Origin of the sequence: Nostoc edaphicum CCNP1411, from assembly GCF_014023275.1 — a bacterium.
GTDB lineage: Bacteria > Cyanobacteriota > Cyanobacteriia > Cyanobacteriales > Nostocaceae > Nostoc > Nostoc edaphicum_A.
On record NZ_CP054698.1, the window covers coordinates 1,942,760 to 1,961,920 of the forward strand.

The window sequence follows — 19,161 nt, forward strand, 5'->3', positions numbered from 1 at the left end:
CTGTTTATTACCAATGCCACCTAAAATAACAAATCCAGTTGCATGGCAGCAGGCTGAAATCCTCATGCAACCTGCTTTCATTCGCGTTATCGACAACATCCGCAAGCTGCTTGATGAATCTCCCTGGACGGGAACTTACCATGATGTCCTGATTTGGCCGCCTAGCACCACTGATGAAATCAAAGCATTGGTGACTGAACTGTTGCAAGCAATGGAAACTGCAACGCCCCAAGAAGCAGATGAAATCAGAAAGACTCTGACTCGTCTGCCGATGCCCCATCCAGGATATCATCTACGTTTGCAGCGTCAACAGCAAGAAGCAAGTATCGATTTGTGGGAACTGTGTTATCAGGTGTGTTTTTTTGAATACACCCCACAGAAGGAATCTGCTGATATTGATACTAGTTTAATTGATGAACTTGGTGAAGTGGATTGGTTGCGTTTGGATGCTAAGTCAAAAGAGTTAGTTGAACAGGCGTTTGCTAAATTGCCAGAAGGGTAATAAATATAAATGCCTCAGAATGAATTCTGGGGCTATACGAACAAAGCCCACCTGCGTGGGCTAATCAGGTAAGGTGATGCCTAAGTTGGGCTGCGCCTACGCTTTTTCTTCAAGCAGCAAAATCTTCACTCATGCGGATGTAGTCAATTGAGTTGTTAGATTCTGACTGTGTTTTCAATTTGGCGATAAATTCTTCTATCCCTGGTATTGCTAATTGATGGAATGTGATTTGATTATCTGGACTTTTAACCGAAATATCTGTAATAGCTTGTAGAGTCATCTTGGTTGTTTCTGAGACAGTTTTTTTTTGGATAAGAAATTGCTCAATTCCTGGTATTTCTAATTGGACAAATCTAGAATCATTTTCCATTGGTTCACTCAAACGCTTCTGTGTATATGATGCTCATTACGCAGATACGCAAAGCAATGGACACCCATAAAGCAAATCTGAATACGCGCAATACGCAAAGTACGCAGATTAAAGAAAATGCGGTATTCTGAAAAGTATGAATAGTCCGCAGTTTAATGAAGCTCTGGAAAAGCTAAGGAAAGCATCTCGCAAAGTAGAGGTGTTGAAATTGTTGCTGGCTGGATACACTAATGATGAGATTGCTCAGTCTAGGGGACGTGCAGAAGGAACTGTACGCAAGCAAATCTCAAATGTATATAAGGATTTTGGTATTAAAAGCGAATTTCCAGGCGATCGCCCTTTAAGAGACAAGTTAAAGGATTTATTTCTCAAGTACAAACCTGAGTGGGTAAGTAATTGCTCTCTTGCTATTACCAATGAAGCTAGCAACCAACCGCAAAAGATAAACTATGATGGCGTGACTTCTTTAGCTTTGTCAGATGACGAAATTGTAGAAGAGTCTGGAGAGGAATTGATGTTTTTGGCTATCAATATACTTGAGGCGCTCGGATTTGAGCAAAAGTTTAAGATGAGCAAGACATCGCAAGATGTAGGCTATCGACTTAAAAATCTTGAAAATGGAAGTAATCCTTATCAACTAATTTTATCAAAACAGAAAGAGAATTTATCTATTTCTATACCCTTAGATATTTTAGAACCACATTTACTCAATCTGAAGTATTGGGAATACACTGATGTCTTAGAAGATATAGACCTTTTTATAAAGGGAAGGTTTTGGGTATTACCTAGTAAAAAAGATATTTTTTTAGAATCACTCCATCTTAATTATTGGCAAATCTTGCAAGTTGAAGGTAAAACAGTGGGCGATTGTTGCATAAATACACGACGTTATAAGAAAGATCCTCCAATTGATGTAATATCCTTCGCTATGAATGCTTATAAAGAATACGAGCGCAGATACATTGCTATCTCCAGCATCACCTTAGAGGAATTTAACCCCGAAACTTTGAGTGATGCTAACGCTTACTTAGTAGTTAATTCCGATGAGCGTTTTGATGAGAAGTGGAATATGTGGAAGGTATCCATTAATTTAAAGGAAGCCCTGCAAGACTTTCTTAGTTATTTTGGAAAAATTTTAATGGATAAACATTAATATATAAAACGCATTTTATATACAAAATATTAGGTGAATACGCATTATTTCTGCCCATCCAGCTATATGAACAAGCCTGAAGAAGAACTAGAACTACACTTAAGACCCCGTGCTACAGAAACAGTATCAATAAAGATACCAACAGATACATTGCGATCGCTCGAAAAAGTAGCAGCTAATCGTGACATGACACTTGATGCATTACTCAAGTTTTACATTGGGCAGAGTTTGCGGCAAGATATAGCCTTAGAAAGGGCTATTAAAGAAGGTGAAAATACTGAAACTGTCAGCCGCGAAGCTATTTTCAAAATTTTGGACAGTAAAGGATAAATAGAGAGTTCATAAAAAGCTTTGAAGCGATCGCTTTAAGCATAACCCCTTTCACTTCTACGCCTACCTTACAAACCCTCAAACTCTTCTACACTTATCCCAGCTTGTCGTAAAATACTGCCCAGCGTACCAATAGTAATTTCTCGATGACGAGGCACAATCGCAGTACGGGTTCCTTCATCGGTAGATTTGGCAAACTTTACGTGACTACCCTTTTGGCTAACTTCCCCAAAGCCTGCTGCCTCTAATCTACGCTTAACTTCACGATAAGGTAATGGTTTAAGCGGCACCTATTTCTACCTGAAGTGTCTTAATTTGAGGAATAATAGTAGCTACTGGTGGTTCAAAATACAGTGACAAAGCTTCTTCAAGATTAGCTAATGCCTCAGTTTCAGTCTCGCCCTGGCTAGCAATATCAATCTCCAAGCACTGTGCTACAAACCAGTTACTTTCCTGCCATATACTTGCAGTAAAAGTTCGCTTCATAAGTTTTTATTGTTCGGCACTTTCTTTTGATTTGATTATACGTCAGAAGAAAACCAGAGGTAGATTGAAGCCGCAAACGCTTATTTGCTAAGATTTCCAGTGCGACAACATTGAAACAGGGCAACTTCTCATCACCATGCCAACATCTACACTTGACGAGAAAGACGCAGCAGCTATCGAAGCCGCCAGAGTTGGGGTTGCAGTATGCGATCGCACCGCCTGGGGACGCATCAAGGTATCTGGCGACGATCGCCTCAATTTTTTACATAACCAAAGTACTAACAATTTCCAAATACTCAAGCCTGGACAAGGTTGCGATACGGTTTTTGTCACTTCCACAGCCAGAACAATTGATTTAGCAACCGCCTATGTTCGAGAAGATGCGGTAATCTTGCTGGTTTCACCCAACCGCCGCCAATATCTCATGGAATGGCTGGATAAATATATTTTCTATGCCGACAAGGTGGAATTATCTGATATCACAGAATACACCAACACCTTCAGCCTGATTGGCCCAGGAAGCGACGCTGTTTTAGAAAAGTTAGGTATTGGCGAACTCATCGGTCAACCTTACGGTAGTCATCAAGTATACACGATCGCTCCGGCTGAAGGAGTGCGGATTGCTGTGGGTAGCGGGTTAGCTGCTCCCGGATACACCTTCACTTTCCCATATACTGATAAATCAACGGTGTGGAACAAATTGTTAGAAGCTGGGGCGGTAGAAATGAGCGATCGCGCCTGGAATGCTTTGCGAATCTTACAAGGTCGCCCCGCCCCAGATGCGGAACTCACAGATGACTACAATCCGCTGGAAGTTGGTTTGTGGCAAACAATTTCTTTTAATAAAGGTTGCTATATTGGGCAAGAAACCATCGCCCGATTAAATACATATAAAGGTGTAAAGCAACACTTGCTTGGCATTCGTCTCAGTGCTCCTGCGGAAATTGGAAGTGCGATCGCAGTTGGAGATGAAAAGGTTGGCAAACTTACCAGTTATACAGAAACCGCTGATGGTTACTTTGGACTAGGTTATATTCGCACCAAAGCTGGTGGCGTAGGCTTAAAAGTCCAAGTGGGAGAAACTGAGGGTGAAGTAGTAGAAATCCCGTTTGTTTCTCACGAATACCCGTAATTTGTATATTCGTAATTAAGAAAGAATAGAGATGCGTTAGCGTAGCGTGGTGCGCTAACGCGTCTCTAGTGGTAATTGCTTTTTGGCGTTCCATCTATTGTTATGATTGTTCAAATAAAAATATCGTCTTTCTCGTCCCATCTAGTACCTTGACAAAATTCATCTACCCAAGAAGCTAGACTACGGGCATTAGTGGTTGGTAAATTCACTTTGCTTTTAACGTCTTGTGGTTGAATATGCGGATGTTTGCCGTTGCTTTTAACATCAGTAGTAATTGATAGCGATCGCACTGGTTTGCCGTTGCTGTTAATCTCGGTGGTAATTGCCAGAAATGCACCTAAAGGAAGTCGCCCAGGTGGCGATGTCTGACGACTACGCACTGGTTTACTGTTGCTAGAAACCTCTGTTGCTAATACTAGAGATGGCATAGTTTTGGCTTTACTATTAACCTCAGTGGTCATTGTCAGCGATGCTCCTGAAGGGAGGCGTTTAAGGGGTGATTGTAGTGGCTGATATTCGCTTATAAAACCCGATGATGGAGTTTTTACTGGAGTATCTGGAGCCGTTTTAGTAGCAAATGCAACTACCAACTCAGGTTTGCGTGTGCGGACTACCTCAGTAACAGTATTAGCTGTAAATGATGGCACTGGTTCATCGGCGCGTGGCAAGTTTGAGTCTAGAGTTTCAGCAAAAGAATGAGACGCAATCTTGCTAGCAGTTACAACCGATGACACATCTTTATCTTCAGAATACTTCTGGTATGGCGACTCGCTTTCAACTTGGCTTGTAGCCATAGAATGTTCTAATTTTATTAAACGTAACTCTTCATCAGGATTGAAATTAAGACCTAAAGCGATGACTATTTTATCTGGATCGTTATTCAGTTCCAGCATAAAAGAAAGTATTTCATCAAACTGGGGTTCCAAAACAGACAGGGTTGCCAAAATAAAACCGGACAAAGGACGCCGCAGACCATCATAAGTCCCCCAAATTCGCATTTTGACCAGCCAGGAAATATTTTGATCGTAGTAAATCAGCCACTTGTGTTTTAAGGATTGACGCAGCTGTTGGATATTCATTGGATGCCTCGCTTCAGTCAACAAGATTGCAGACATTGATATTATTAACAAAACAAAATTTAGAAGTCAGTCGCCAGAATGGGCTAAACGCCCCGCTACCGCTAACAGAATTGAATTCTGTATTCTTCTTCAATTAGTTTGATTTTTGGGGATGAAATCGATAATAGAGCATCTGTTTGACTCTTTGGCCACCTAGCAAATGATGTTCTACCAGTAGAGATACTTCATCGGGTTGAACGCCGCTATACCAGACTTCATCGGGTAATATCAGCACCATTGGCCCATTGCCACATTGTCCTAAACAGCTGCTAGCCGTTACCGCCACACCAGGGATTGGCAAAGCGGCAAAAGCTGCTAATACCTTGAGGGCACCTTGCTTTTTGCAGGTGCGATTTTGACAAACCCGTACACATCTAGGAGAAGAGGGTTGATCTATTATCGGGAAGTTTGATGGTTGAGTTATGTTTGTCATTTGTCATTTGTCATTTGTCCTTTGTCATTAGTCATTCGTCAGTTGTCCTTTGCTAATGACTAGTGACTAATGACTAATGACTAATCTATTGAAAGTCCTTTTGAGGCTAACCATTCAGGGTTGAATATTCGCGACTGATATCGGGAACCACTATCACATAAAATGGTGACAATGGTATGTCCTGGGCCCAACTGCTTGGCTAGGGCAACAGCTGCACCAACATTAATACCTGTTGAACCACCCATTAATAGCCCATCTTTTCTCAGCAGTTGGTAAACTACTCGTAAAGCTTCTTGGTCATCGATTTGGATGGCATCATCAGCAGGTGCGCCTTCCATATTGGCTGTGACGCGACCGTTACCGATGCCTTCGGTGATGGAATTTCCTTCTATATTGATTTCGCCAGTTTTGACATAGCTATAAAGTGCACTACCCAGTGGATCGGCAACAACGCATTTAATTGCCGGATTTTGTTCCTTCAAGTACAACGCTACCCCAGCATAAGTACCACCAGTACCAGTTGCAGCTGTCCATGCATCTATTTTACCATCTGTCTGCGCCCAAATTTCTGGCCCTGTGGTTTCGTAGTGGGCGTGGCGATTGGCTAAGTTATCAAACTGATTTGCCCAAATGGCATTTTCTAACTCAGCAGCGACTCTGCCAGATAGCTTGACGTAGTTGTTTGGGTCTTTGTACGGTACAGCAGGGATGGGACGAACTTCTGCTCCTAGTGTTGTCAGTGCATCTATTTTTTCTTGTGACTGAGTATCGGGAATAATAATTAGGCATTTGTAGCCTTTGGCGTTACAAATATGTGCCAGTCCAATGCCAGTATTACCAGCAGTTCCTTCTACGACAGTGCCACCAGGTTTGAGTAGACCTTTCTCTTCTGCGTCTTCGATAATGTAAAGTGCGGCGCGGTCTTTGACGGAACCGCCGGGATTGAGGAATTCTGCTTTAGCAAGGATTTCACAGCCTGTTTCTTCGCTAAAGCTGTTTAAGCGAATCAGAGGTGTGTTGCCAATAGCACCGACGAAGCCATTTTTAATATCCATTTTGACTATACCTGTGTGAGTGTCTATAAAAATTTTGGCTTATAGTGGCATCAGCATGTAAGCTTTATCCCATTTTTGGTTTCAGAGTACCAGTTGATTGCTTACAAAGAAAGGCAGGAGGCGGGAGGCAGAAAGAACACATGTTTTTACTAAAGTTTCTAAGAGGTTGTTTGAAAAGTCCTCTATTTGGTAGCAAAACGTTTTAGATCCCCCTAAATTCCCCGATAAATTGGGGGACTTTTAGAAACTTTTCCCCCCTTTTCAAGGCTACGGTGTATGCACAAGTCAAATTACCCCCCTTAATCCCCCCTTGCAAAGGGGGGAAAAAAGAAATCTAGTTCCCTCCCCTTTGCAAGGGGAGGGTTAGGGTGGGGTAAAAACTTGGTTAATCAGCTATTTCAGATATTTTCATATCAGAAAGATTCAGTTTTTTACTTTTATTTTACTATGCCTAGAGTGATTGAAGAGGGATAGCTATCAATACGGTTCGGTTAAGAAAAGAGACGCGATCTAGGGCATGTTATCAAAAAACCTTATCCGAACCGTATTGGGATAGCTATTTGTTTAGGATTTAGCTGTCTTTCTATATTTGCAGATATAGATCGAGATAAACGCTCTGAAGACTTGTATATATAGAAATATATTTCTTCTATAGCCTAGTTCAAATATCAATTTATACCTTGTATTCTTGAACAAAAAGCTTCATGATTTACGAATCAAGCCCATAATTATAGGTTGATTAACAATGATGCCAATATACTTCATAAAAGTTTCCAATTTATAGCAAGATAATATCTCAAGTTTACTCATATTGGAGTTTGATTAACTCATGCTAGAAGGATGGATTCAAATTGTATTAACGCTACTGATTGTAGTAGCAATTACTCCAGTCTTTGGGCGCTATATGGCGCGTGTATACCTAGAGCAAAGTACTTTTCTCGATCCGATTTTGAATCCGGTTGAGCGAGTACTTTATTCTTTGGTTGGGGTTAAAACTAAAGAAAATATGACCGGCTGGCAGTATGGGCGGGCAATCCTATACAGCAACTTAGCAATGGGGTTGCTGATTTTCTTGATCATCATGAATCAAGGATGGCTGCCATTAAACCCAACCAAGATAGATGCGCCAACCTGGGATACAGTGCTGCATACGACTATTTCTTTTATTACTAACACCAACCAGCAGCATTATTCTGGTGAAACCTACATGAGCTATGGCAGCCAAATGTGGGGACTTGGTTATCACATGTTTACCTCTGCGGCGACTGGGTTAGCCGTGGGGATTGCCTTTATTCGGGGATTGACTGGTAGATCGTTGGGCAACTTTTATGTAGACTTGATTCGCTCGATTACCCGAATTTTGCTGCCTATTTGTATTATCGGCGCGATCGCTCTCATGGCAGCTGGCGTTCCCGAAACACTGGCGGGTGTAGTTGTATTTCCCACCTTGGAAGATCCGAATATCAGTCAAGCGATCGCTCGTGGCCCTGTTGCTCATTATGAAATTATCAAGCAATTAGGGGAAAACGGCGGCGGCTTTTTCGCCATCAACTCAGCACACCCCTTTGAAAATCCCAACGGATTTTCTAATTTGATTCAGATTGTGGCGATGCTTTCGATTCCCACTTCCCTAATCTACACTTATGGGTTGTTTGCAAATAACACTAAGCAAGCTTGGTTAGTCTACGGTATGGTGGGCGTTCTCTATGTAATATTTATCATCGTTACTGCCATTGGTGAATACAACGGCAATCCGGCTGTGAATGCACTGCTGGGTAGTCAGCAACCGAATTTAGAAGGTAAAGAAGTCCGGTTTGGTTGGGCACAATCTGCATTATTTGCAACGAGTACAACTGGTACTATGTGCGGCGCAGTCAACAGTTTACACGACTCATTTATGCCCAACGGTGGTTTTATTACCCTTTCTAATATGTTCCTGCAAATTATTTGGGGTGGACAGGGTACTGGAACCGCTTACTTGTTCGCTTACCTGATTCTAGCTGTGTTCGCCACAGGGCTGATGGTGGGACGCACACCAGAATTTCTCGGACGCAAGATTGAGAAACGCGAGGTTGTCCTTGCTAGTTTTTTGCTTCTGCTAGTTCACCCGATCGCAATTATGATTCCCGCAGGTATCGCCCTAGCGTTTCCTGATCAACTATCAGGAATTAGCAATCCCGGTTTCCACGGCTTTGCTCAAGTTATCTATGAATATGCCTCCGCTGCTGCTAACAACGGTTCTGGCTTTGAAGGTTTAGGAGATTCTCAACCTTCACCTTTTGCGATGTCTACAGGTACAGCACCAACTTTAACCGCTTTGTGGTGGAACTTAAGTACCTGCTTCAGTTTACTAGCTGGACGTTATGTTCCAATCATCGGTTTGCTGTTTTTAGCAGATAGTATGTCTCGTAAGCAAGCTGTTCCTTATACGACTGGGACATTGCGAACTGATACCGGACTATTTATAGGCGTTACCGCAGGCGTAATTTTAATCTTGGGCGCACTGACATTCTTCCCAGTATTAGCATTAGGCCCCATTGGTGAAGCATTTTTTATCGCCAAAGGCATTGGCTAGGGAGTGGGGAATGTTAGCGGTGGTCAGATCCCCGACTTCTTCAAGAAGTCGGGGATCTCGTAGCCCAGCAAAATTAATGCGATAGACCACTAGGAACTAAGAACTTAATTTTCTTACCAATCCCCAGTCCCCAATCCCCAATGCCCCATTCCCAAAATCTAATATATGCCAACTACAACTGATTCTCCCTCCCCTCGTATTCCATCTGGAACTCGTGACTCGCGTAAGCATACCCCCAAAACAGATATGCGGGGACTTTACCAAAGAGCAATTCGTGAGTCATTTGTCAAGCTTGATCCGCGAATTACTGTCAGAAACCCAGTGATGTTTGTTGTTTGGGTGGGGACAATTGTCACCTTTCTTGTTACCCTCAACCCAAATCTGTTTGGCACAATCCAGGCAGATGTCAACCAACAACGGCTGTTAAACGGGTTGATTACCTTCATTCTCTTTTTCACTCTCGTTTTTGCCAATTTTGCCGAAGCTGTGGCTGAAGGACGCGGTAAAGCACAAGCTGATTCACTGCGATCGACGCGATCGGATACGATCGCTAATAAAATTCTCCCCGATGGTTCTGTACAACAAGTCAATTCTACGGAACTGCGACGGGGCGATTTGGTAAAAGTGGTTGCAAATAATATGATTCCTGCCGATGGGGATGTCATTAAAGGCATCGGTTCGGTGGATGAGTCGGCGATTACTGGGGAATCTGCCCCTGTATTGAAGCAACCTGGTACAGATATTGCCAGTTCGGTGACAGGCGGTACACGCTTACTCTCCGATGAGTTGACAATTCGTATCAGTGCTGATCCTGGTCAAGGCTTTATCGATCGCATGATTTCCCTGGTAGAAGGGGCAGAACGCAGCAAGACTCCCAACGAGATTGCTTTGACGGTATTGTTGGCAGTATTAACACAGGTATTCCTGATTGTAGTGGCAACTATGCCTCCCTTCGTGGACTACATCGCCAGCTTTATCAGCACGGCCTTTGGTGTTGAGGCGGGAAACAGTTTGCGTGCAGGTGCTAGCGTTGCTATTCTTATCTCCCTACTGGTAGCTTTGATTCCGACAACTATCGGTGGTTTACTCAGTGCGATCGGCATCGCTGGTATGGATAGAGTTGCTCAATTTAACGTGATTGCGACCTCTGGACGAGCAGTAGAAGCTTGTGGTGACATCAATACCTTGGTGCTGGATAAGACAGGCACAATCACTTTGGGAAACCGGATGGCTGACGAGTTTATTCCGCTAAATAATCACTCAATCAAAGATGTGGCGCAAGTTTCCTTAGCTGCTAGCTTGTTTGACGAAACACCAGAAGGCAAATCAATTGTACTTTTAGCAGAAAAGTCCCAGGCTGGGGTAAACTTTAACATTGACAAAGCCGAAGGTGTGGAATTTTCCGCCAAAACCCGGATGAGTGGCACGAATCTACCCGATGGCAAACAAATTCGCAAAGGGGCGGTGGATGCCATTAAGGGATTTGTTCGTTCCCGTGGCGGCGATGTTCCTGATGATATAGATGCAGCTTATGAGCGAGTTTCCCGGTTAGGTGGTACACCCTTAGCTGTCTGCCAAGATGACGAGATTTTTGGTGTCATTTACCTCAAAGATATAGTCAAACCGGGACTGCGGGAACGATTTGACCAACTCCGCCGCATGGGTGTTAAGACGATCATGCTCACGGGTGATAATCGGATTACCGCTTCGGTGATTGCCCAAGAAGCCGGGGTGGATGATTTCATTGCCGAAGCGACTCCAGAAGACAAAATTGAGGTGATTCGCTCGGAACAATCTCAGGGTAAACTGGTGGCCATGACCGGGGATGGTACTAACGATGCGCCTGCTTTGGCTCAAGCAAACGTGGGTGTGGCAATGAACTCTGGGACGCAAGCTGCTAAAGAAGCTGCTAATATGGTGGACTTAGATTCTGATCCCACCAAGTTGATTGACCTAGTAACGATTGGTAAACAGCTGCTAATTACTCGTGGAGCCTTGACAACATTCTCCATCGCTAACGATATTGCCAAGTATTTTGCGATCATTCCCACGATCTTTGCCGCCGCTGGAATCGGCGCACTTAATATTATGGGATTAAAGAGTGCCCAATCTGCGATCGTCTCGGCGCTGATTTACAATGCTTTGATTATTCCGGCATTAATTCCGCTAGCACTCAAAGGGGTGAAGTTTTTACCTTTAACAGCAGATCAACTGCTACGTCGCAACATCTTCATCTTTGGTCTTGGCGGCATCGTTGCTCCCTTCATTGCCATCAAACTGATAGATATTATCCTACCTTTGTCTTAATTTACTATGAAACCCGTTCATATCCGCCGTGCGATTGCAGCATCCCAAGTATTAGAAGAAATAACCGAAATCTGGTGTCAATGGCGTAGACAAAAGCTACCACTGTATTTGTTCTTGGCGATGTGTTTCAACCTAGTAGTTGCACCTCTAGTCTATGCCGCTACTGGTGAACAACTTTCCCGCAGTCAATCTTGGGGATTGGGGCTGTTGGGACTGGTGACACTAGGGCTTTCCATCTATCTATTTTTTGTAATGTTTGTACCGGAGAAATTCTAATGAGTTTTGCACGTGAAGCTAGCAGAGCTATTCGTTCTACCTTGGTACTCTGGGTAATAGTCGCAATTATTTATCCTTTGGCGATGATTGCCATTGGGCAGATTGTGTTTCCCTTTCAAGCAAATGGTAGTCTACTGCAAAATAGCACAGGTCAAGTTGTGGGTTCTGCTTTGATTGGTCAACCTTTTAGTAGCGATCGCTATTTTAACAGCCGTCCCAGTACCACGAGTTACAGCACAGCCGATCCCAAAAAGGACGACGCGGGAGTTTTAAGAACCGGAGTTTCTGGTGCTAGTAACTTGGCTCCCAGTAATCCCGCATTAATGGAACGCATCAAAGGGAAAGATGACCCCGACGCCAGTAAAAAAGTTGAAGGCGACTTCAATCGTCTGAAAACAGCAGGTGTACAGCCGACTGGCGATTTAGTCTACACCTCCGGTTCCAGCCTTGACCCCCATATTACGCCCGAAGCTGCGATCGCACAAATTGCACGAGTAGCTAAAGCGCGAGGAGTTCAGCCTACCCAACTAGAAACGTTGATTTCTCAAAATACCGATGGTCGCTTTCTCGGCATCTTTGGCGAACCTGGAGTTAATGTCTTGAAGCTGAATTTAGCTTTGGATAAGATTAAGGGATAAATGCGTAGGAAATAACGAAAAGGATGTGCTACTGTCAGAATCATTACAGCAGTTTGCAAGTAACTAAGGTACAAAATGGAGGACTCACGCATCAGATATAAAGAGTTCCTGCCTTAAAATCCCTAGTTTTGTACTATATGCAAAAGAAAACTGCTGTATCTATAGATTACTTAAAATCGAAAGGCTTAGATTCCCGACTTATTAAATAAGTCGGGAATTTTGTTATTCACGAATTGCTATTCTGAGTGCAAAAATGTTCTATATGGTAGTTAATTGAGTATGTATGCAAACATTAATTATTGATAACTATGACTCTTATACTTTTAATCTTTACCAGATGATTGCTGAGGTAAATGGAGAACTGCCTATGGTAATTCGTAACGATCAGCTTACCTGGGATGAACTAAAAGAAATTGCATTTGACAACATTGTGATTTCACCTGGCCCCGGTCGTCCAGAAAGGTCAGAAGATTTTGGAATCTGCCGACAGATAATTGAGAACGTTGATGTGCCCTTGCTAGGAGTTTGTCTGGGTCATCAAGGAATTGGCTACCTACATGGTGGAAGAGTAATTCATGCACCAGAAGTTCGACACGGTAGACTCAGTAAAATTTATCATAATGATTCGGCACTATTTCAAGGTATTCCTAGTAATTTTTCTGTGGTGCGCTATCACTCGTTGCTAGTTGCTGATGAACTACCTGAGTGTCTAGAAAAAATTGCTTGGACTGAAGAAGGACTGGTGATGGGATTGCGTCATCGGCATCTACCTTTTTGGGGTGTGCAGTTTCACCCAGAGTCTATCTGTACAGAATATGGGCAAAGATTACTAGAAAACTTTCGAGATATAACGCTGCAATTTATAGAAAAATCTTCAAAAAGTCCAGAAAAGCAGTATTGGATCGAATCTGGATTTATTACTCCTCCTATCGATAAACCTTGCCAAGAACAGGAAGAGAAGTTTGAACTTCATCGGCGCAAACTGGATATTTGCCCGAACACAGAACAAATATTTGTCCATTTGTTTCAGCAAGCAACAAATGCCTTTTGGTTAGACAGTAGCCGCGTGGAAGCCAGTCTATCTCGCTTCTCATTTATGGGCGATGGGAATGGGGAAAACAGCCTCTTGGTACGCTACCATACCCAAACACAAGAACTCATAATTACACAGTCAGATCGTGTTACCTATCGTAGCGAAAGTATTTTTGAGTATCTCAAACGAGAAATTGACCTCCGAAGTTGCCAAGCTGATGAGTTACCGTTTGATTTTAACTGTGGATTTGTTGGCTATTTTGGCTATGAACTCAAGGCAGAATGTGGATCATCATTGGTACATTCTTCACCATTACCTGACGCAATTTTCTTACTTGCCGATCGCATGATTGCCATCGATCATCAAGAACAGTGCCTTTATTTGCTGCAATTAATCAAAAAAGGACAAACAGAACCGGTAGAAACTTGGTTTGATACTATCCAACAACAACTGGAAACTTTAGATCCTCTTTCTTCAGTTCTACCCCAGGAAAATTGTCAGCCAGTTAAGTTCCGTTTGAGTCGCACTTACCAAAATTACATCCAAGATATTCACCATTGCTTGGACGAAATTCACGAAGGGGAAACCTATCAAGTTTGCCTGACGAATCAACTTTACACCGATGCAACCCCCGATCCATTGACGTTCTATCGGACATTACGTAAAATCAATCCTGCTCCTTACTCTGCATTTTTGCGCTTTGGTGAAATTGCGATGCCTGCGGCGAGTGTAGCGATCGCCTGCTCATCTCCAGAACGGTTTCTAAAGATTGATCGCCAAGGATGGGTAGAAACTAAGCCCATTAAGGGAACCCTACCACGAGGAGAAACCCCCGAAGCCGATTTCATCCTCCGTGAGAAGCTACGCAACAGCGAAAAAGACCGAGCTGAAAATCTGATGATTGTGGATCTGTTACGCAATGATTTGGGACGAGTCTGTGAAGTTGGTAGCATCCACGTACCAAAATTAATGGATGTGGAAACATACCCAACAGTACATCAGTTGGTGACAACAGTACGCGGGCGGTTACGTTCAGACTTACAAGCGGTGGATTGTGTGCAGGCTTCATTTCCCGGAGGATCGATGACTGGTGCGCCCAAAATCCGCACCATGCAAATTATCGATCGCCTAGAACAAGAGGCGCGGGGAGTGTATTCAGGAGCGATCGGCTTTTTGGGCTTGAATGGTTCAGCCGATTTGAATATTGTCATTCGGACTGCTGTTTTGACTCCTCATCAAACCTCCATCGGTATCGGTGGCGGAATTATAGCCCTTTCTGACCCGGAGATGGAGTTTCAAGAAACGCTGCTGAAAGCCAAAGCCTTAATCGACGCTTTAGTTCTGACTATTCAGGGAACATTTGAGCCAGATATCTATCCCATTCTAGGACTAGAAAAAACAACTGCTGATAGTTTTGAAAAATTGACTGTCTAAATCTGAGGAAGCATTTGCCGTAGTTCGTAATTTATGGATTGGAGGTAAACTCACTCATAAATCATCTCTCTGAATTTAGACAAGAAATCGATATTCTCAAGTCTGACTCGTGAATTGTGTTTAGCTCAAAAAGCTGCATCAATTTTCAACCATGACTTTTTCATTGCGGCAAAGTAAAAGTTTCAGCCAATTTCACAATTTTCTATAAATATGACCAACTCTAGTGAAAATCTGTCATTCTAGCAAGATAAAAAGCAATACAGTTCAGTTAAAGCTAAAACTCTTTGTTAAAGTCAACTTTTTTAACTTAGACGCAAAGCAGCTTGCCGCAGCAGCAAAGGACGCATGGACATGAAGTGGCTTCCCTTACCACTTCGTGGAAGCAAGCTACGCGCAGTATCTCCGTCAGCAGAAAGAGAAGGGTAGGACGCAAAGAGAAGCAAGAAATGCTTAACTGAACTGTATTTGATATAAAAAGGCTCTATCGAAAATCAGGGTTAAAAACAAGAAGCTAAAGTGCATAAATGGCACAAAATAGAGCTAAATTCCCGGATAAACACCACCTTTAGGCAAACAAGTCATCTGCAAGACTTTACGATTCTTTATCCAGGAAAATTTTTTAGATATAGCTTAGATCACTACAATCTGATAGAATTTCCAATCAAGTAGAATAATTGCTTGTTCTCTTTTTCTTAAACCTACTGAGTTGGGTTATTTTTTGGGAAAGGAAAATAAAAAATGTCTCATCTATTGTGGAAAACTCTGGTACTAAGTCCAGTAGTTTTGGGAGTGACGGTGTTGGTTTCCGCTAAGGCTGTAGCTACTGAATTAGCAAGCTTTTCTGAAGATCCAAAGGTAAAATACGCTCAGACAGAAGCACCAGAAGCTATTGGTACTTCACTATCAATCAAAACAGAACAACCAAAAATTAATCAGCAGTTATTTGCCCAAGCAAAGACTGATGGAAATCAGGTTTTAGAACAAGTTAATCGCTACAGCAGCGAAGGCAAGAATCAGAATTCACTGTCTCAAGTCACATCAGTTTCTCAGTTTTCTGATGTACAGCCGACTGATTGGGCATTCCAAGCTTTACAATCCCTAGTTGAACGCTACGGTTGTATTGCAGGATACCCCAATTCTACTTATCGCGGCAACCGGGCACTGACTCGTTATGAGTTTGCCGCAGGTTTGAATGCTTGTTTAGATCGGGTTAATGAACTGATTGCGACGGCAACTGCTGACTTGGTGTCAAAACAGGATTTGGCGACCCTCCAGCGTTTGCAAGAGGAATTCTCGGCAGAATTGGCAACTCTGCGTGGTCGAGTAGATTCTCTAGAAGCACGAACTGCTGAACTAGAAGCAAATCAGTTTTCTACTACCACTAAATTGGTGGGTGAAGCTATTTTTGCCGTTACTGACATTTTTGGCGGTAATACTGGCGATGCTAACAATACTGTCTTCCAAGATAGGGTGCGTTTAGACTTGCAAACCAGCTTCACAGGTAAAGACGTTTTACACACTCGTCTTGCAGCAAGCAATGCCGGAGCTTTTGCACAACTGGATAGCGCCGGTCTTCCTATCGATACTGGTGAAGGCAAGCAAACGTTTCAAATTGGTGGTGACACTGGCAACTCTGTCAGTATAGACTGGCTGGCATATTACGTACCCATAGGCCCAGCCCAAGCTTACTTTGCGGCCACCGGAGGTATTCATAGCGATTATGCTGCCACCAACAATCCTTACTTTGAGGACTTTGATGGTGGTAATGGTGCATTATCTACCTTTGCTTCTGAAAGCCCCATCTATCGGATTGGTGGTGGTGCAGGTGCAGCCCTGACTTTACCCTTTGGTAGCGGTGGTAGCTTTTTGAAACCAAGTTCACTGACTGTAGGCTACTTAGCGTCAAATGCTAATAATCCTGGAATAAATCAAGGTTTATTCAATGGTAACTACGCAGCTTTGGGACAGTTGAACTTTAGTGTTGGAGATCGCTTTGCGATCGCTGCTACCTACGTTCATGGATATCATGGTGCTGGAGGTGGTAGCTTATTTGATGCAGGTGCTGGTTTGGGTAGCGCGAACCGTGTCGTAGGTACTGGTCAAGCTAACACCTTAACTGCCCTAGACGGATCTTCCAGTAATTCATACGGAATATCGGCAGCCTTCCGACCGAGCGACAAACTATCAGTTAGTGGCTTCGTTTCTTACCACGATGTCACAGGCTTTGGTGCTGATGATGATTATGAAGCTTGGAGTTATGGTCTTGGCATAGCCTTGCCTGACTTCGGTAAACAAGGTAACGTTTTAGGTATTTTTGCTGGTGCAGAACCCTATGCCTTTAACCGACCAGATTTAGTTGGTAATGATGTACCTTATCACATTGAAGGATTTTACAAGTATCGCGTGTCAGATAACATCTCAATTACCCCTGGTGTCATCTGGTTGACCTCTCCTGGTCAAAACAGTGATAACGACGATGCAATTATCGGCACGTTGAGAACAACTTTCACCTTCTAAAGGTTTACAGCAAATTGCTGTAGGGGCTGACAACTAGCTGATTGAAAGTCTATGAAGAGTGCTGAGTTCCAAGTGCTGAGTGCTGAGTTGAAAGACCGCCCACACTCTTGCGGGGCTTTTACGCCCTGTGCGGAAGTACTAAGTACTTCTTAAATTTACTCAGCACTCAGCACTCAGCACTCAGCACTGAGTGGGTAAATACAAGGGACGGGCATCTTGCCCGTCCTAAAAACCAGCAAAATTATCCCGCAAATATACAACGCCCGGTATAACAGACGCGACAAAAATACTGGTCAACATAATTCGTAAATAAATCAAGGTGCTTGTACCTTTCTTTAATTACGAATTACGAATTAGTATTATTTGGTCAGTCTCTTATTGTTCTAACATTTGGAAGAATCGGGTAAAGTAATCTGGAAAGGTCTTAGCTGTACAGCCAGGATCTTTAATTACAATCCCTGGAACCTTTAAGCCCGTGACAGCAAAAGCCATCGCCATTCGATGATCGTGATAGGTTTCAATCGCCGCAGGGGTAATGGGGCCAGGCTCAATTTTCAATCTATCTGCGAATTCTTCAACCTTCACTCCTAGCCGACGCAACTCTGTAACCACGGCTTTAATGCGATCGGTTTCTTTATATCGAATATGTTCTACGTTACGAATGGTAATCGGTGAACTGGCAAAGGGTGCGATCGCTGCTAATGTTTGCACCAAATCCGATATATCATTCATATCAATGTCGATGCCTTGCAATTGCTTCGGCCCCGTCACTTCAGTGTAATCATCGGAATCATTAATTTGGCAACCCATCTGTTCTAAAACATTCAGCCAGAGAATATCACCCTGACAGGATTGTTTAGTCAAATGTTTGACGCGCACCCGTCCACCCGTAACGGCGGCGGCGGCGAAAAAGTAAGAGGCATTTGACGCATCGGGTTCTATTGTGTAATGTCGAGCTTGGTAACGTTGACCAGCTTTAATCTGAAATTGATTCTCGCCAATCTGAATCACCTCAACACCAAAATCTGCCATTAGGCTACAGGTCATTTTGATGTAAGACTGAGAAACCAGCGTACCCTCAACTTCAAAAATCGTATCCTGTTGAGCGTAAGGCGCAATCATCAGCAATGCCGAAAGTTGCTGACTAGTTTGGTTGGCTTTCAAGCAAAAATTTCCGCCAGCGAATCCCTGACTATAGAGGGTGTAGGGCATAAACCCGGAGTTTTCCTCAAAGTTAACTGTTGCTCCACCCGTTTGCAGCACCGTCAGCATGTCACCCATCGGTCGTTCTCGCATCCGAGGAACGCCATCTAGCCGATATTCGCCATTACCCAGTGCTACCAGCGCCGAGATAAATCGTGCTGTAGTACCTGATAAACCCACAAATAAATCTGCCTGTTTAGCTGGGATTTCACCTCCCCTTCCTGCAATCTGAATCTGAGCCAGATTAGGATTCAAAGTAATGGGAATACCCAATTGCTCTACACATTTGGCAAAATACTCGCTGTCTTCACTAAATAAGGCATTTTCTAAAATGGAGTCACCTTGCGCCAAAGCTGCAACAAGCAGCGCCCGATTAGTAAGACTTTTAGAACCGGGAATTTCTACCGTGGCATCCACTGGCCGATTTAAAGCAGGAATTGCAATGGTATCCACGTTAAACCTCTACGTAGGCGGTTAGCTACAACTTTATATATTGCCATATTGTGAGCAAAAGGGGTGTTTCTTCTTCCTTCCCTAAGAGGATGTTTGAAGGCTAAGTCCACCTGCGTGGACTAGCAGAAAATAGAGTTTTATAACCC

Annotated in this window: 17 protein-coding genes; 10 read left to right on the forward strand and 7 right to left on the reverse strand. The window is 43.2% G+C overall.

Translation table 11 applies throughout. The features are described from left to right. Positions 1–13: 13 nt before the first annotated feature. Positions 14–502: a hypothetical protein gene (locus HUN01_RS10790; RefSeq protein WP_181931259.1), complete on the forward strand. Its 489-nt coding sequence runs from the start codon at positions 14–16 to the stop codon at positions 500–502. Positions 503–611: 109 nt separating this feature from the next. On the opposite strand, the gene HUN01_RS10795 is transcribed toward HUN01_RS10790, so the two are convergent. After that, positions 612–872, reverse strand: coding sequence for a hypothetical protein (locus tag HUN01_RS10795; protein ID WP_181931260.1), 261 nt, complete (start codon positions 870–872; stop codon positions 612–614). Positions 873–1,008: 136 nt separating this feature from the next. Between HUN01_RS10795 and HUN01_RS10800 the strand changes: the two genes are divergently transcribed. Together HUN01_RS10800 and HUN01_RS10805 are read left to right on the forward strand one after the other, a co-directional pair. After that, complete coding sequence (locus tag HUN01_RS10800) at positions 1,009–2,025, forward strand: helix-turn-helix domain-containing protein (RefSeq protein WP_181931261.1); 1,017 nt, start codon at positions 1,009–1,011, stop codon at positions 2,023–2,025. A 66-nt stretch (positions 2,026–2,091) separates the two neighbouring features. Next, positions 2,092–2,355 carry a hypothetical protein gene (locus tag HUN01_RS10805; RefSeq protein ID WP_181931262.1) on the forward strand — a complete coding sequence of 88 codons (264 nt, stop codon included), beginning with the start codon at positions 2,092–2,094 and terminating at the stop codon, positions 2,353–2,355. A gap of 68 nt (positions 2,356–2,423) precedes the next feature. Here HUN01_RS10805 and HUN01_RS10810 read toward each other — a convergent pair whose 3' ends face one another. Next, the gene (locus HUN01_RS10810; protein ID WP_181931263.1) at positions 2,424–2,645 is read right to left on the reverse strand and encodes a type II toxin-antitoxin system HicA family toxin; all 222 of its coding nucleotides are present in this window, start codon (positions 2,643–2,645) and stop codon (positions 2,424–2,426) included. Then, positions 2,635–2,841 (reverse strand): type II toxin-antitoxin system HicB family antitoxin, encoded by a 207-nt coding sequence (locus tag HUN01_RS10815; protein ID WP_181931264.1) that lies wholly within the window; start codon positions 2,839–2,841, stop codon positions 2,635–2,637. Before HUN01_RS10815 ends, HUN01_RS10810 begins: the two co-directional genes overlap by 11 nt. A gap of 136 nt (positions 2,842–2,977) precedes the next feature. On the opposite strand from HUN01_RS10815, the gene ygfZ reads away from it, so the two are divergent. Continuing rightward, a complete protein-coding gene (ygfZ, locus tag HUN01_RS10820; RefSeq protein ID WP_181931265.1) occupies positions 2,978–3,973 on the forward strand; it encodes a CAF17-like 4Fe-4S cluster assembly/insertion protein YgfZ in 996 nt (331 codons plus the stop codon). A gap of 110 nt (positions 3,974–4,083) precedes the next feature. On the opposite strand, the gene HUN01_RS10825 is transcribed toward ygfZ, so the two are convergent. From HUN01_RS10825 to HUN01_RS10835, 3 genes are all read right to left on the reverse strand, one after another. Then, on the reverse strand, positions 4,084–5,052 hold the full coding sequence (locus HUN01_RS10825) for a DUF5331 domain-containing protein (RefSeq protein ID WP_181931266.1): 969 nt from the start codon (positions 5,050–5,052) through the stop codon (positions 4,084–4,086). A 133-nt stretch (positions 5,053–5,185) separates the two neighbouring features. Continuing rightward, positions 5,186–5,524, reverse strand: coding sequence for a (2Fe-2S) ferredoxin domain-containing protein (locus HUN01_RS10830; protein WP_181931267.1), 339 nt, complete (start codon positions 5,522–5,524; stop codon positions 5,186–5,188). 80 nt (positions 5,525–5,604) lie between these two features. Beyond that, entirely contained in the window at positions 5,605–6,579 is a 975-nt protein-coding gene (locus tag HUN01_RS10835) for a cysteine synthase A (protein WP_181931268.1), read from the reverse strand. An 829-nt stretch (positions 6,580–7,408) separates the two neighbouring features. Here HUN01_RS10835 and kdpA point away from each other — a divergent pair. The 6 genes from kdpA (at position 7,409) to HUN01_RS10865 (ending at position 17,359) form a co-directional block, all read left to right on the forward strand. Further along, positions 7,409–9,154, forward strand: a complete 1,746-nt coding sequence (gene kdpA / locus HUN01_RS10840; RefSeq protein WP_181931269.1) for a potassium-transporting ATPase subunit KdpA — start codon at positions 7,409–7,411, stop codon at positions 9,152–9,154. A gap of 165 nt (positions 9,155–9,319) precedes the next feature. Next, positions 9,320–11,461 (forward strand): potassium-transporting ATPase subunit KdpB, encoded by a 2,142-nt coding sequence (kdpB, locus tag HUN01_RS10845; RefSeq protein ID WP_181931270.1) that lies wholly within the window; start codon positions 9,320–9,322, stop codon positions 11,459–11,461. A gap of 6 nt (positions 11,462–11,467) precedes the next feature. Continuing rightward, entirely contained in the window at positions 11,468–11,737 is a 270-nt protein-coding gene (locus HUN01_RS10850) for a potassium-transporting ATPase subunit F (RefSeq protein WP_181931271.1), read from the forward strand. Further along, complete coding sequence (kdpC, locus tag HUN01_RS10855) at positions 11,737–12,375, forward strand: K(+)-transporting ATPase subunit C (protein WP_181931272.1); 639 nt, start codon at positions 11,737–11,739, stop codon at positions 12,373–12,375. The genes HUN01_RS10850 and kdpC overlap by 1 nt, the downstream gene beginning before the upstream one ends. Positions 12,376–12,658: 283 nt before the next feature. Further along, on the forward strand, positions 12,659–14,842 hold the full coding sequence (gene pabB / locus HUN01_RS10860) for an aminodeoxychorismate synthase component I (RefSeq protein WP_181931273.1): 2,184 nt from the start codon (positions 12,659–12,661) through the stop codon (positions 14,840–14,842). A gap of 738 nt (positions 14,843–15,580) precedes the next feature. Next, entirely contained in the window at positions 15,581–17,359 is a 1,779-nt protein-coding gene (locus HUN01_RS10865) for an iron uptake porin (protein WP_181931274.1), read from the forward strand. 375 nt (positions 17,360–17,734) lie between these two features. Here HUN01_RS10865 and aroA read toward each other — a convergent pair whose 3' ends face one another. Then, on the reverse strand, positions 17,735–19,015 hold the full coding sequence (gene aroA / locus HUN01_RS10870; protein ID WP_181931275.1) for a 3-phosphoshikimate 1-carboxyvinyltransferase: 1,281 nt from the start codon (positions 19,013–19,015) through the stop codon (positions 17,735–17,737). Positions 19,016–19,161: the final 146 nt, after the last annotated feature.

Excerpts from the sequence above, each read along its gene's own strand:
- HUN01_RS10790 (WP_181931259.1), top strand. The coding sequence starts at position 14 with ATGCCACCTAAAATAACAAATCCAGTTGCATGGCAGCAGGCTGAAATC.
- HUN01_RS10825 (WP_181931266.1), bottom strand. The coding sequence starts at position 5,052 with ATGAATATCCAACAGCTGCGTCAATCCTTAAAACACAAGTGGCTGATT.
- HUN01_RS10815 (WP_181931264.1), bottom strand. The coding sequence starts at position 2,841 with ATGAAGCGAACTTTTACTGCAAGTATATGGCAGGAAAGTAACTGGTTT.
- HUN01_RS10805 (WP_181931262.1), top strand. The coding sequence starts at position 2,092 with ATGAACAAGCCTGAAGAAGAACTAGAACTACACTTAAGACCCCGTGCT.
- HUN01_RS10800 (WP_181931261.1), top strand. The coding sequence starts at position 1,009 with ATGAATAGTCCGCAGTTTAATGAAGCTCTGGAAAAGCTAAGGAAAGCA.
- kdpA (WP_181931269.1), top strand. The coding sequence starts at position 7,409 with ATGCTAGAAGGATGGATTCAAATTGTATTAACGCTACTGATTGTAGTA.
- HUN01_RS10850 (WP_181931271.1), top strand. The coding sequence starts at position 11,468 with ATGAAACCCGTTCATATCCGCCGTGCGATTGCAGCATCCCAAGTATTA.
- ygfZ (WP_181931265.1), top strand. The coding sequence starts at position 2,978 with ATGCCAACATCTACACTTGACGAGAAAGACGCAGCAGCTATCGAAGCC.
- kdpC (WP_181931272.1), top strand. The coding sequence starts at position 11,737 with ATGAGTTTTGCACGTGAAGCTAGCAGAGCTATTCGTTCTACCTTGGTA.
- HUN01_RS10865 (WP_181931274.1), top strand. The coding sequence starts at position 15,581 with ATGTCTCATCTATTGTGGAAAACTCTGGTACTAAGTCCAGTAGTTTTG.
- kdpB (WP_181931270.1), top strand. The coding sequence starts at position 9,320 with ATGCCAACTACAACTGATTCTCCCTCCCCTCGTATTCCATCTGGAACT.
- pabB (WP_181931273.1), top strand. The coding sequence starts at position 12,659 with ATGCAAACATTAATTATTGATAACTATGACTCTTATACTTTTAATCTT.
- HUN01_RS10795 (WP_181931260.1), bottom strand. The coding sequence starts at position 872 with ATGGAAAATGATTCTAGATTTGTCCAATTAGAAATACCAGGAATTGAG.
- HUN01_RS10830 (WP_181931267.1), bottom strand. The coding sequence starts at position 5,524 with ATGACAAACATAACTCAACCATCAAACTTCCCGATAATAGATCAACCC.
- HUN01_RS10835 (WP_181931268.1), bottom strand. The coding sequence starts at position 6,579 with ATGGATATTAAAAATGGCTTCGTCGGTGCTATTGGCAACACACCTCTG.